The 13,286-nt window shown below is 41.4% G+C and carries 11 protein-coding genes; 4 read left to right on the top strand and 7 right to left on the bottom strand.

Features of this window, described 5'->3' with window-relative positions; translation table 11 throughout:
- Positions 1–30: 30 nt before the first annotated feature.
- The 3 genes from R0123_RS08305 to ahcY form a co-directional block, all read right to left on the bottom strand.
- Positions 31–768, bottom strand: a complete 738-nt coding sequence (locus R0123_RS08305) for a 16S rRNA (uracil(1498)-N(3))-methyltransferase (protein WP_323843727.1) — start codon at positions 766–768, stop codon at positions 31–33.
- Positions 765–1,142, bottom strand: a complete 378-nt coding sequence (locus tag R0123_RS08300; protein ID WP_323842338.1) for a DUF1294 domain-containing protein — start codon at positions 1,140–1,142, stop codon at positions 765–767. The genes R0123_RS08305 and R0123_RS08300 overlap by 4 nt, the downstream gene beginning before the upstream one ends.
- A 78-nt stretch (positions 1,143–1,220) precedes the next feature.
- On the bottom strand, positions 1,221–2,594 hold the full coding sequence (ahcY, locus tag R0123_RS08295; RefSeq protein WP_323843726.1) for an adenosylhomocysteinase: 1,374 nt from the start codon (positions 2,592–2,594) through the stop codon (positions 1,221–1,223).
- A 375-nt stretch (positions 2,595–2,969) separates the two neighbouring features.
- Between ahcY and R0123_RS08290 the strand changes: the two genes are divergently transcribed.
- Together R0123_RS08290 and R0123_RS08285 are read left to right on the top strand one after the other, a co-directional pair.
- Positions 2,970–4,622: a mechanosensitive ion channel family protein gene (locus R0123_RS08290; RefSeq protein ID WP_323843725.1), complete on the top strand. Its 1,653-nt coding sequence runs from the start codon at positions 2,970–2,972 to the stop codon at positions 4,620–4,622.
- Positions 4,623–4,650: 28 nt separating this feature from the next.
- Positions 4,651–5,433, top strand: coding sequence for a TatD family hydrolase (locus tag R0123_RS08285; RefSeq protein ID WP_323842341.1), 783 nt, complete (start codon positions 4,651–4,653; stop codon positions 5,431–5,433).
- Between the two features lie 236 nt (positions 5,434–5,669).
- Here R0123_RS08285 and R0123_RS08280 read toward each other — a convergent pair whose 3' ends face one another.
- The 4 genes from R0123_RS08280 to miaB form a co-directional block, all read right to left on the bottom strand.
- Positions 5,670–6,047 (bottom strand): rhodanese-like domain-containing protein, encoded by a 378-nt coding sequence (locus R0123_RS08280; protein WP_323843724.1) that lies wholly within the window; start codon positions 6,045–6,047, stop codon positions 5,670–5,672.
- A 40-nt stretch (positions 6,048–6,087) separates the two neighbouring features.
- A complete protein-coding gene (locus R0123_RS08275; RefSeq protein ID WP_323843723.1) occupies positions 6,088–7,434 on the bottom strand; it encodes an FAD-dependent oxidoreductase in 1,347 nt (448 codons plus the stop codon).
- A 237-nt stretch (positions 7,435–7,671) separates the two neighbouring features.
- Entirely contained in the window at positions 7,672–7,920 is a 249-nt protein-coding gene (locus R0123_RS08270; protein WP_323842347.1) for a DUF2789 family protein, read from the bottom strand.
- Between the two features lie 340 nt (positions 7,921–8,260).
- Positions 8,261–9,655 carry a tRNA (N6-isopentenyl adenosine(37)-C2)-methylthiotransferase MiaB gene (miaB, locus tag R0123_RS08265; protein WP_323842374.1) on the bottom strand — a complete coding sequence of 465 codons (1,395 nt, stop codon included), beginning with the start codon at positions 9,653–9,655 and terminating at the stop codon, positions 8,261–8,263.
- 384 nt (positions 9,656–10,039) lie between these two features.
- On the opposite strand from miaB, the gene R0123_RS08260 reads away from it, so the two are divergent.
- Entirely contained in the window at positions 10,040–12,061 is a 2,022-nt protein-coding gene (locus R0123_RS08260) for a lytic transglycosylase domain-containing protein (protein ID WP_323843722.1), read from the top strand.
- A 207-nt stretch (positions 12,062–12,268) separates the two neighbouring features.
- On the top strand, positions 12,269–13,258 hold the full coding sequence (locus tag R0123_RS08255; RefSeq protein WP_323842349.1) for a malate dehydrogenase: 990 nt from the start codon (positions 12,269–12,271) through the stop codon (positions 13,256–13,258).
- The last annotated feature ends 28 nt before the right edge of the window (positions 13,259–13,286 follow it).

Below are 13,286 nucleotides of genomic sequence, written 5' to 3'. Positions count from 1 at the left end.
AGAAGCTTTTGTGTCTGGTATATGATTATATTATTGAATTTGGGTCATCTCCCAAATGGTATGCAACGCAGCCAATGCCACGACAGGGGCGGTCTCGGTGCGTAGTATTCGCTCGCCAATCGTCCATGTATAAAAATTATGTTCTGTAGCAAACTTAATCTCGGCAGGAGTTAATCCACCTTCGCCACCAACAAGTAAAGCGATGTTTTGTGGTAGCTTATCTTTATGACGACTAAAATTCACTTGCCCATCACTGATTGCTAGGACTAATTTTAGCTCATCTTGGCAGGATTTGACAAAATTAGTGAGAGAAATAGGCGGTAAGATTTTTGGGATTAGGTTGAGACCGCATTGTTCGCAGGCAGATACTGCCACAGCTTGCCAATGATTGATTTTTTTCTTGTCTCGCTCGTATTTTAAATGTTCCTGACAGCGTTCACTGGTGAGCAACTGAATGTCAGATACGCCCATTTCACACGCCTTTTGTATGGCGTAGTCCATGCGTTCTCCACGACTCATGACCAAACCTAAATGAACGCTAAATGGCGGTGTGCGATTGATGGGGATATACTCATCAATATGAACAATGGCAGATTTTTTGTCAATGTGAGTGAGCGTGGCGGTATATTCTCCACCTTGACCGTTGAACAGCGTGGCGATATCACCCTTTTTGGCACGAAGTACCTTACCCCAATGGTGTGTTACATCGTCAGGTAGGGTAAAATCCTCACCAATGCTTGGTGTATTTGTGATAAAAAAACGGCTCATAAATAAGGCTCAATCAGAAATAAATAACCCATAAAAGCAATGTTGGCAATGATACTTAGCCAAAAGATAAGCTGAAATTCGGTTTTTTGTGTCTTGTGTCGCAGACAGTGCTGAGCAAAAGCACCACCAATCCAGCCGCCGAATAATGCCCACATATGCAAACTTCGTTCAGGTGTGCGTTGTTCATCATACTTGGCGGCTTTTTTGTCAAGAGCGTACAGTATATAGCTTGCCAGACTGCTCAGCAAATAGATGATGGGCACTGATATTGGTAGGATTTTTATAAAAAATAGCCCAATAATAATCAGTGTATAAACAGATGCAAAATAGCACGCCCATCGTGAGCGTGATTTTTGTGATTTTGGCTGTGTCATTAATCAAACTTAAGTTTTTTTATAAAGATAAGAAAATGACAACAGTTTTTGTCGTCATTTTCTTTTTTTTGGTTGTGATTAATATTTGTATTCATCAGATTTAAACGGACCATTTACGCTTACGCCCAAATAGTCTGCTTGTTCTGGTGTTAGTTTGGTAATCACACCATTAAAGCCTGCAACCATCGCCGCTGCGACTTCTTCGTCCAGTTTTTTGGGCAGTACTTTGACATATAAATTGTCTGCTTTTTTGTCATCTGGCAAGTCGGCAAATTTTTCTTGGTATAAATGAATCTGAGCCAGTACCTGATTGGCAAATGAACCATCCATAATACGAGATGGATGCCCTGTGGCATTACCCAAATTGACAAGGCGTCCCTCTGATAGGACAATTAGATAATCACCATCATTATCTGAACGATAAACTTGGTGTACCTGTGGTTTGACCTCTACCCATTGCCAATTTTGACGCATAAAATCGGTATCAATTTCGGTGTCAAAATGCCCAATATTACAGACGACGGCGGTAGACTTTAATGCTTTTAACATTTCGCTGTCGCACACATGATAGTTGCCTGTTGTGGTAACCACAAGATCGGTATCTTGTAATAGTGCCTTGTTCACGCCTTTTGTACTATCGCCTTCTACATAAGGTGATACCAGCTCATAGCCGTCCATGCACGCTTGCATGGCACAGATTGGGTCAATCTCACTGACTCGCACAATCATGCCTTCTTGGCGTAGGCTTTGGGCTGAGCCTTTACCCACATCGCCATAGCCAATGACAAGTGCACGGCGACCAGACAATAGCATATCTGTGCCACGCTTGATGGCGTCATTTAAAGAATGACGACAGCCGTATTTGTTGTCATTTTTGGACTTGGTAACCGCATCATTGACATTGATGGCAGGGACTTTTAGCGTGCCTTTGCTTAGCATTTCAATCAAGCGATGTACGCCCGTTGTGGTTTCTTCAGAGATGCCATGAATGCCTGCTAGCATTTGTGGGTATTTATTGTGAATTAAGGCGGTCAAATCACCACCATCATCAAGAATTAAATTAGCGTCCCATAACTGACCGTCTTTGTGAATTTGCTGTTCTAGGCACCATTCATATTCTGCCTCAGTTTCCCCTTTCCATGCAAAAACAGGGATACCAGCTGCTGCAATCGCTGCTGCTGCATGGTCTTGGGTGGAGAAAATGTTGCACGATGTCCAGCGAACCTCTGCCCCAAGCGCAACCAATGTTTCTATTAATACGGCTGTCTGAATGGTCATGTGAATACAGCCAACAATTTTTGCCCCTTTTAAGGGTGCATCGGCTTGATAACGCTTGCGAAGCCCCATCAAAGCAGGCATTTCAGTTTCGGCAAGTTTGATCTCTTTGCGACCAAATTCGGCAAGGCTGATGTCGGCAACTTTGTAATCTGTGAATGTAGACACTGCGTCCACTCCTTATAAGAATTGATAAAAAACGGATTGGCAGATGTCGTTAATTTTTTCTTTGCTACAAAACGGACAAAGAAAGCCAAGCCTCATAAATTTTTTTAAGAAAAATTTACTGCAACATCTCTTGGCATGACCTAACATTATAGCAAATCTTGGGTATTTTAGAAATCAAAATCTCTCATTGGTTGGTGGGTGTTTTTTTAAGGTGTTTGGCATGATGATAAAATACCAAAAATACTTTTTATTGTCATTGATATAGCATTGGTCGCTTAAAGATTTTGGCTTGTGTTTGCTGTTAAAAGTTGATAGCATGGCAATTTGTTGTTTGTGGCATCACGCCCTAATTTAATACTAGGTTTAAAAAAACGGTGTAAATGAATGCGTCTTAAAGTAGTAATGCTTTTATTGATGGTAATTTGGGGAGTTTTGTCAAACCAGATGAGCCATGCCAACCCTGCCGCCAGTGTGTTAAATTCCGCCACTGCACAAAGCACATCACAGGCCAAAGATACTTTTGGGCGTGATACACCAAGGGGTGCGGTGCAGGGCTTTATGAATGCCATTCGTGATGACGATGCAGTTTTGGCATTAAATTATCTTGATGGGCATTATTTATCAAAGACGAAAGCCACTGATGTTGATGTTGTTGAGCATTTTAAACGAGCGTTAGATGCTGGTGGGCGACTTGATGCTGATTTGCAAATCAGTGGCGAAACTGTAGGAAATTTATCGGATAATTTGCCAAGTAATATTGATAAAGTCGGCGAAATTTATTTGGATAATGATGAACCGATTGACATTTTAATGGTGCGTCATGAAAGTGATGACGGTACGGTGTATTGGCAATTTTCTGCAGAGACGCTGTCTGTACTTCCACAAATTACCAAGTCTGCACCTACGCTGGCTCAAAAAATGAGACTAGATAAGCTGTCCAAATACCATGCGTTTGGAGCAAATGTTGGTGATGTTGTCGCACTTGTTATTTTGGTGTTGGGAGCATACCTATGTGTTTATGTGTTGGTATGGTTGTTTTATTGGGTAACCAAGCTATTGTATCAAAGCACAACAGGCAAAGCCTATCGAGTAACACCAACTGTCATCATGCCCTTATCACTCATCATCGTGGCGATGTTCTTGCCTGAGATCATGCTAAAGGCAGGCGTACCTGTAACTTTGCGTTCTTCTTTTGGGCGGTTTAAGGACATCATTGCTTGGGGTGCATCGGCGTGGCTTGTACTGCGGTTGATTGATGCTTTGTTTAACCGTGCCGAAGCGATAAGCTTAAAGCGTAACAGCCCTGAGCAGGTATCGATTTTAAGCCTGATAAGAAAAGTTGCCAAAGCATTAATGCTTATTTTGGCAATCATCATTATTTTGGGCAGTTTTGGTTTTGATTTGACGACAGGTATTGCAGCTTTAGGGGTGGGTGGTTTGGCACTTGCTTTTGGTGCCCAAAAGACCATAGAAAACCTGATTGGCTCGGTTGTTGTGGTTGCTGACCGACCTGTGCGGGTGGGCGATTATTGTCGCTTTGGCAATTTAGAAGGCACGGTGATAGATATTGGCATTCGTTCTAGTCGAATTAGGACATTAAATAGAACGGTGGTAACTGTGCCAAATGGTGATTTTTCATCAATGCAGATTGAAAATTATGCCACACGAGATATGTTTCATTTTTTGCACCATCTGTACATCACTCGAGATACTGATGTTGATGAGCTTGGTAAAATGATTCATGAACTGCCATCATTCATTGATGGCCATGAGTATGTTAATACCGAGTGGACGCAGGTGCATATTATTGAATTGCGACAAGACTGCTTTGTGGTACAGATACGCTGTTATGTTGATGCCAAAGATGTGATTGAGTTTTATGATAAACAAAGCCAGCTGATTTTGGATATTTTAAATCAGGTTAAAAATTATGCCATCACTCACGCATTGCCTAGCCAAATGATGTATTTACAAAAAGACAAACCGCAAGACAAAACAAAAGATGAACCTATAAAAATAGATGAAAATGCGTTATAATGCAATGATTTAAAGAGTTAGTGATATCATGTTTACAGACAGCCACTGCCATTTAACCTATTTAAAATTAGACAACCACGAGCATGATCCGCAGTGCCTTTTAAATGCCATGAAATCGGCTAAGGTCAGCCGTGCGATGGCGATTATGTGCCATTTTGATGAATTTAATGACATCAAAGCGTGGGTTGATAGGTCAGATGATGAGCTGTGCATTGGCATGAGCGTGGGCTTACATCCTTGTCAAGATGCCCATGATTTATCTGGTGTTACAAGCGAGCAGTTAATTTCTTTTAATCATGATAAAGTCTGGGCTTTTGGAGAGACGGGGCTAGATTATTATTGGGATACAACTAAAAAGCAAGCTCAAAAACACAGTTTTGCCACACACATTCATGCCAGCAAAACCACCAAAAAACCCATCATTGTGCATACCCGAGCTGCTTATCATGACACGCTAGATGTGCTGACAGCAGAAAGGTGCGAGCATGGCATCATTCATTGCTTTACAGAAGATTATGCTTTTGCCAAGCGTGTGCTTGATTTGGGTATGTATGTCTCATTTTCTGGGATTATAAGTTTTAATAAATCCCAAGCGTTGCGAGATGTCGCTGCCAAATTACCTCTTGATCGCATTTTAATTGAAACAGATAGCCCTTATCTTGCCCCTGTGCCAAAGCGTGGAAAGGATAATGAACCAACTTATGTGCCGTATGTCGCAGATGCTCTTGCTAAGATTTATGGTAAAACAAGCGAAGAAATTGGACAAATTACCAGTCAAAATTTTGATGAGTTGTTGAATCAATATCGTTAAATTATTTCTGAGTCTTTATCGGTTGATTTTACCCATTTGCAGCTGTTGAAATATTGGGGACTGAACCAGATTAACTTCAAACCCCACACCATCTAATCAGCTTAAAATATTGAGAAAATGGTGTGGGATTTAGGGCTTATCTACTACAACCCCTAAAAAACCAAACAAAAAGCCTGATATTTATCAGGCTTTTTGTTGGTAGAGCAACTATATGAGCATTGGATAAGCACTGGGTATTAACGCAAACCTTTGCTATAAAGCTCTTGGTAGCCACCATGGTTAGTTACATTGGTGTAGCCTAAATCCATCAAGGTTTTGCGAGCAACCTCGGCACGCCGACCACTGCGACAGTACAGATTGATGGGTGCGTGCTTATTAGGTTCAATGCTGGCAATTTTCATGGCGATGTCTTGGGGTACGACATTATAAGTGTTAGATAAATGACCTTGTTGGTATTCTTCTGGGGTGCGTACATCAATCCACACACCTGATGCTCTTTTGGCGTGCGATTGGTGTGTTTTGGTGTCTTGGGTTGTTTGTTCTGCTGCCTGCGTGGTGGTGCTTACTGTTAGAGCAAGGCTTGATAGCATGAGTAAAATAAGGGGCTTTTTCATATTGGTCTCTCTGTAAAAATCATCTATAAATATCAGGTCATCATTCAATTGACCCAAATAGGTCATTTAATGCTTCAGACATGGTGGGGTGGGTAAAAATATGGTTGGCAATGTCGCTTGCAGTCATGCCCTGTCGAATTGCTAAATCCATGAAGTTAATCATCTCATGGCTGTTTTCACACAAAAGTTGCACGCCTAATATTTCATCATTTTCAACATTAACTACGGCTTTTAAAATACCGTCCGTTTGCTCATTAATTTTGGCTTTAGGAATGCTATTGGCATACAGCTTGGCAGTTTTGATTGTCAGACCTTGCTCTTTGGCGGTTTTTTCGGTCAATCCAACCGCTGCCAAAGGTGGGTGGGTGAATACAGCATAAGGAAAAGTGCGACCTTTGGTGGTGTATGAACCATCACCCAGCAGATGGCTTTTTACCACACGATAGTCATCAAGCGAGATATAAGTAAACTGTGGAGAGCCTGCAACATCGCCCATTGCGTAGATGTGAGGTTGGCTGGTTTGTAAGTGTTCGTTGACAGCAATAAATCCTTTATCGGTCAGGTTTATGCCTGCATTATCCAAGCCCAATCCATGCGTGTTTGCTCGGCGACCTGTGGCAACCAGTACTGCATTGGCGGTCAATACGCCTTGACTGGTTGTGATGATTGCTTGGTTATCATCATCGCTGACGCTTTCTATCTGAATGCCAGTTTTGACCTCAATGTGTTTGCTGTGCATGATGTCAAGTAGGCTACGACGAATGTCCTCATCTTCTTTAGGCAAAAAAGCATTGTTAGATTCTAAAATTGTAACACGACTGCCAAATCCTGCAAAAGTAAAAGCAAATTCCAAGCCGATATAGCCACCACCAATGATGATCAGTTCATCAGGGTGGTTTTTTAATGCCATCAAACTTGTGCTATCGTGAACAAATTGACTTTCAGACAATCCTACAATTGGTGGCTGCCAGTGATGTGCACCTGTATTGATATAAATATTATCAGCAGTCAAAATAAGGGTCTCGTTTTTTGTTGCAACTGCTATTGTGTATTTATCCAAAAAACTTGCTTGACCTGTGATGACCTGTACGCCATCTAAATTATCCAATTTATCAAAATTGGCACGGTTTAGTTGGCCGATTAGCTCATCTTTTTTATCAACGGCGGTCTTCAGAGAAACTTTGTTTGGTTTATCTGATAAAAAGCTTAATTTTTTTGAAGGAATGCAACCGATGTTAATGCAGGTGCCACCATACATTTGAGATGATTGTTCCACCAGAATCACCGATTTTCCCAACTTGCCAAGCGTGTAAGCAAGAGTCTTGCCTGCTTTACCAAAACCAATGATGAGGTGTTGGGTATGATGTGTATTGCTGACTATATCCATGACTTTCCTTATTTAATCTCATCGATTGACAGTTTTTGATGAATTTTTTTTTGGCATTGACCAATGTGTTTTGGCTTTTGCCGTATTCAATTTTGCTTTCTACAATAAATGTTGATGTTGATAGCAGACAACTTTGATGATGTTGTCCGCCTTGGCATTTTTAAAAAGTGGTATTTTTAATAAAAATTAATATAAATCCCTGCAAAAACAAGGATTGATAAAAATAAAAACCAACCTTTACTCTGACATAGCCTCTTCGTGCAGGCGAGTATTTAATTCATCAATGGTTAATGACCATACAGCGTCTAGTTTATATTCTTCTTTTAAAAAGTTGCGTTGTTGTTCGTTCCAAAATGGTGCATCTGTCAGCTTAGTTTCTTGGGGAAGTTGATGTGCTTTGATGAATGTTTCAACTGCCTCATCCGTGCTTTCAAGACCCAATTGAGCAAAAAGTTGATTGATGTCGTAGTCAATATCGCCTAGCATGATACTATCCTTAAATTGATTGTGGTTGATTTGATGGTGGTTTAGCACTTTTATGTTTTATTCTTTGATGTTTGTTTCAAAGAATAAAACATAAGGATAAAAAAGTAAATCAGCGTAACTGACAAGTGCTGATGCTGATATCATGATTGTAGCACAGCTTAAAAAATGAACAAGATGCAAATTTTGCTCAAATGTAGGTATTTTGTAGAAAAAGCATTACAGGCTAATGTGTCAGCGTTTTAGATTCTTGTTGGCAAATTAATGATTTGGTGAATTGCTAAAAATCAGCTTTCATGCCAGTGCCAGTGCCAGTGTATTATCATCAAATCCATCATCAATATCAATCTAAAATTTCAACCAGTTCCCCTTCAACCAAGTGCATACTGATGGCTTGATTGACATGAACGCTAACAAATTTACCCAATAACTCATCACCACCTTTAAAAATGACCGAACGAGTATTGTCTGCCGTGCCGTGCAGATAGCCCTCTCGGCGGTTGGCGTGTTCTTCTACCAGTACCCGTACTGTTTGACCAACCATCGCACGAGTCTTGGCAAAGGTGGAGGTTTTTATGACTTCTTGAAATTCAGCCAAGCGTGCTTTTTTGGTATCAAGACTGACATCGTCAGGCAGGTCAGAGGCTGGAGTACCTGGTCGTTTTGAATAAATAAAGCTGTACGAATGGTCAAAATCTAACTCTTTGGCAAGTTGCAAAGTTTCATTAAAGTCTTCGTCCGTCTCACCAGGAAAACCAATGATAAAATCACTAGACAGATGCAAATCGGGGCGAATATTTTTTAATTTATTGATTTGATTGATATAAACATCAATGGTGTGATTGCGTTTCATTGCTTTTAGGATATTGTTTGAGCCACTTTGTACAGGCAGATGCAGATGTGAAACCAGCTTTGGCAGGCTTTTATAGGCATCTATGATGTCATCGGTAAATTCAAGTGGGTGGCTGGTTGTGTAGCGAATGCGTTCAACGCCATCAATATGCGACACATAGTGTAGTAGCTCGCTAAATCGGCAAATCGTGCCATCATCTTTCTGGCCACGATAGCCGTTCACATTTTGCCCCAAAAGATTAATTTCCCTGACACCTTGCTCAGCAAGACTGTCAATCTCAGCAAGCACATCATCAAGTGGGCGAGACAGCTCTTCTCCTCTGGTGTACGGCACAACACAAAATGAGCAGTATTTTGAACAGCCTTCCATGATGGAAACAAAGGCTTTGTAGCCTTCCACTCGTGGCTCTGGCAAAAAGTCAAACTTTTCAATGCTTGGAAAAGAGACATCAACCACACCAATGCGATTGCGTGGCAACTCTTCTGCTTGCTTAATGGATTTATTGTACAGTTCGGGTAGGCGGTGCAGAGTTTGGGGTCCAAATATCATATCCACAAATGGTGCGCGTTTTTGGATATTATTGCCTTCTTGGGAAGCCACGCAGCCACCCACACCGATGATTAAATTTGGGTTTTTGAGTTTTAATTTACGCCAGCGACCCAGCTCCGAAAACACTTTTTCTTGGGCTTTTTCACGAATCGAGCAGGTGTTCATGATAAGTACATCTGCTTCGTTAATGTCTGTCGTTATTACCATGCCATGCGAATCACCCAGCACATCACCCATTTTTTTGGAGTCATATTCATTCATTTGACAGCCTTGGGTTGTGATGTAAACTTTTTTTTGCTTATTTGCAGATGCAGAATTATTGGTGTTTGTCAGCATTGATGGGTTGTTGGGGGATTGGTTTTGGATTGTGGTAATTTTTTTGTGTGCTTTTGGATCAAAGGTAGCAACGGTCATGGTTTTCTCCAAGGGATTGCCGATAAAATGAATGTGTTAAATTTTTGCATTATAGCATGGTTTGAATGATGATTGAAAACTTTCAGTTGATTAAGGTGGTCTGATCAGCCTTTGTTGGTCATTTAATTTATTATCATCATGAGCGTGTTGTTGTCATCAGCGTTAATGAATTTTTCAAGTTACAACTTTTATACAGGGGAATATATGAGTGTTAGATGAATTTGTTATCCTATGTTACATTTTTTTTGTTCAAGTATTTCAAATATATTGTTAAATACATTGCTAAAAGTTAGCAAGAAGGGTCTTATGAAGTTTGTAAAATATTCTCGATATTTCGGCTTGCCTGTATTGTGTGCTGCGGTGCTGTCGCAAATGGCTTGTGCACAAAGCGACATTAATGATGACGACAGTATTCATCAATGGATGAATGCTGAACGCCAAAAATCCAACCCAGCTACCATGTATCAGTACGAACAGAATATGCAAGGCACGCTATTTGCTGCTTATCCTGAATATTGGCGACTCAATTACAATCTGTCGTCGCAAGACCCACAGGTGGTCAATGATTTTGTTTCTAAATATCCAAGCCAAGTAATGAGTGAAAAACTGGCCGCCGACTACGCTGAAATCAAAGCTCGTCAAAGTGATTATGCTGCCGTGCGTGCAGTGGCACATTCAATAGAAAATGCTGATGAGTCTGAGGCATGTGCCATCGCACTGGGTTTTAATCAAAGCGGTGAATCTTACCGCACCATAGAACAAAAGCACAATGTTTGGCTAAATACCCAAATCAAGCAATCTTTATGTGATAAACTCGCCACAGAAATGGCAGTAAACCCACGCATTACACGCACCGATCAGCATGAACGGCTGATTCGTATGATGCGTATTGACCGTCGCCAGTTGTCAAGCCGTCAAGCACCGCTAGATAAGATGGGGGATATTTTAAACCTATCCAATCATTTGGGTTTACCCATCTCTTATGATACTTTGCGTAGCATTGCTGATCACCCCAATGGCTTTTTTGCTCAATTTGCAACGAGTGATTATAGCGATCTTAATCAATATCTGTATGTCTATGCCATCAGTCAGCTGGCACATCGTTCGTATCATGAAGCCATGATACAGCTTGAATTTGACATCAACCAAGATAATAACCGCTCACAAAAACTGTTGTCTGACATGACGCGTCGCTATGCGTATCGCAGCATTGCTGTCAAACGCATGAATATGAATACCGATGATGGCTTTGGTATGGAGGCGGTATCTTGGTTTAGAAAATCCATCGGTGAGCCATTTAACTTTGAAGAAGCTGAAGATTATGCACAAGCAGCGATTTATTTTGGTCAATGGCACGATGTCATCTCTGCCATTTCATCAATGACTGCGGTGAATCAAGGTGAGCGTATTTGGCAATATTGGTTGGCTCGTAGTTATGAACAAACAGGCAAAAAAAGTGAAGCGTATCGTATTTATCAAGTACTTGCTGAAGGTGTGGATTATTATGGACTGCTTGCCAAAGACCACCTTGGGCAAAGATTGACCTTGTCTGAAATTGGTGCTACTGCCTTGCCGAACATCAGCAATCAAGATATTCAACAAGTCATGCAAAATCCATATTTTGCTCGTGCATTTTTAATGATGAATAATGATGTTAAGTCAGAGTATGCCAGCCGTGAGTGGAATTGGGCGGTAAAAAAAGCCCGTGATGCCAATGATGATGCTTTGGTGGTTGCTGCTGCCAAATATGCACACGACTTAGGCATGTATCATCGCAGTATTTATGCCATTGATAATATGCCCAATTTACGCATGGCCTCATTGTCGCACCCACTGCCATACCATAACAGCGTATTGACATATGCTCAGGCTGTGGGCATTGACCCTGCGTGGGCATATGGCATCATGCGTCAAGAAAGTCGTTTTCAGCCGAGTGCACGCTCGGGTGTGGGGGCAGGTGGTTTGATGCAAATCATGCCAAATACAGCCAAGCAGATTGCAAGAAGTATGGCAGAGCGTGCTGGTAATATGAACGACCCTAAGACCAATATCCGTTATGGCACTTGGTATTTAAACAACTTAGCAAATCAATCAGGTGGTCAAATTGCTGTGGCTACCGCAGGCTATAATGCAGGACTCGGGGCGGCTCGCAAATGGTTGCCAACACATGATGTCATTAGTGCTGACCAGTATGTTGAGGCCATTCCGTATTTTGAGACTCGTGATTATGTCAAGCATGTGATGGAGAATGCGACCATTTATGGTTTGATTTTGGGTAATGCGATGCCAATCAGCCAGCGAATGGGAGTGGTGCAGCCACGCAACTGATGATATAAAGGTGGTTGATATGATGATTTTATATCAATTTTACAGATATCTACAACTGGCTTAAAAAATAACATACTTTTGGCTTTACGGTCTATGGTGAAAAATGCTACACTAAGTTGATTTTGTGATTTTGAAGACGATGTTAAAATCGCAAAATTAGTTTAAAATTATTGAAATGAACCGAATTTACTTAACAAGGACAATATTATGAGCAAACAACCTGTTCGTGTTGCCGTTACTGGTGCTGCTGGTCAAATCGGATATAGCCTGCTGTTTCGCATTGCATCTGGCGAAATGCTTGGTAAAGATCAACCTGTGATTTTGCAACTTCTTGAAATCCCTAATGAAAAAGCTCAGCAAGCACTACAGGGCGTTATCATGGAGCTTGATGACTGTGCCTTCCCACTGCTTCATGATGTGATTGGTACTGATGATCCGAATGTGGCATTTAAAGATGCAGATTATGCATTGTTGGTTGGTGCTCGTCCTCGTGGACCTGGCATGGAGCGTGCTGATTTGCTTCAAGAAAATGCTAAGATTTTTACGGTTCAAGGTAAAGCACTAAATGATGTGGCCAGCCGTGATGTCAAAGTATTGGTTGTGGGCAACCCTGCTAATACCAATGCCTACATCGCCATGAAATCAGCACCAGACTTGCCAGCGAAGAACTTCACTGCCATGCTACGCCTAGATCACAACCGTGCTTTAACCCAGGTGGCCAAGAAAACTGGCAAAGCTGTTAAAGACATCAAAAATCTTACTGTTTGGGGTAATCACAGCCCAACCATGTATGCCGACTATCGCTTTGCCACCATCAATGGTGAGTCTGTTAAGGACATGATTGATGACCAAGAATGGAATGCCAATACTTTCCTGCCAACTGTGGGCAAGCGTGGTGCAGCCATCATTGAGGCTCGTGGTTTATCTTCTGCAGCTTCTGCGGCAAACGCTGCAATTGATCATATGCGTGATTGGGCACTTGGCAGTAATGGCGAGTGGGTAACCATGGGCATTCCATCTGACGGTTCGTATGGCATTCCAGAAGGCGTCATGTTTGGTTTTCCTGTAACTACCGAGAACGGCGAATATCAAATTGTTAAAGGTCTTGAAATTGATGAGTTTAGTCAAAAATACATCGATATTACCTTAAATGAACTTGAAGAAGAGCGTGCGGCGATTGATCATTTGTTCAACTGATCCATGCTGATAAAAACAACCTAAGTGT

This window comes from Moraxella sp. Pampa, assembly GCF_035181385.1.
Classification (GTDB): Bacteria; Pseudomonadota; Gammaproteobacteria; order Pseudomonadales; family Moraxellaceae; genus Moraxella.
The sequence above is the reverse complement of the archived record's forward strand: the minus strand, read 5'-3'. Positions and strand labels throughout refer to the sequence as shown.

Bases quoted from the DNA above. Each gene is read 5' to 3' on its own strand.
- R0123_RS08305 (WP_323843727.1), bottom strand. From the start codon at position 768: ATGAGCCGTTTTTTTATCACAAATACACCAAGCATTGGTGAGGATTTT.
- R0123_RS08300 (WP_323842338.1), bottom strand. From the start codon at position 1,142: ATGACACAGCCAAAATCACAAAAATCACGCTCACGATGGGCGTGCTAT.
- R0123_RS08290 (WP_323843725.1), top strand. From the start codon at position 2,970: ATGCGTCTTAAAGTAGTAATGCTTTTATTGATGGTAATTTGGGGAGTT.
- R0123_RS08285 (WP_323842341.1), top strand. From the start codon at position 4,651: ATGTTTACAGACAGCCACTGCCATTTAACCTATTTAAAATTAGACAAC.
- R0123_RS08280 (WP_323843724.1), bottom strand. From the start codon at position 6,047: ATGAAAAAGCCCCTTATTTTACTCATGCTATCAAGCCTTGCTCTAACA.
- R0123_RS08275 (WP_323843723.1), bottom strand. From the start codon at position 7,434: ATGGATATAGTCAGCAATACACATCATACCCAACACCTCATCATTGGT.
- R0123_RS08270 (WP_323842347.1), bottom strand. From the start codon at position 7,920: ATGCTAGGCGATATTGACTACGACATCAATCAACTTTTTGCTCAATTG.
- miaB (WP_323842374.1), bottom strand. From the start codon at position 9,655: ATGCTGACAAACACCAATAATTCTGCATCTGCAAATAAGCAAAAAAAA.
- R0123_RS08260 (WP_323843722.1), top strand. From the start codon at position 10,040: ATGAAGTTTGTAAAATATTCTCGATATTTCGGCTTGCCTGTATTGTGT.
- R0123_RS08255 (WP_323842349.1), top strand. From the start codon at position 12,269: ATGAGCAAACAACCTGTTCGTGTTGCCGTTACTGGTGCTGCTGGTCAA.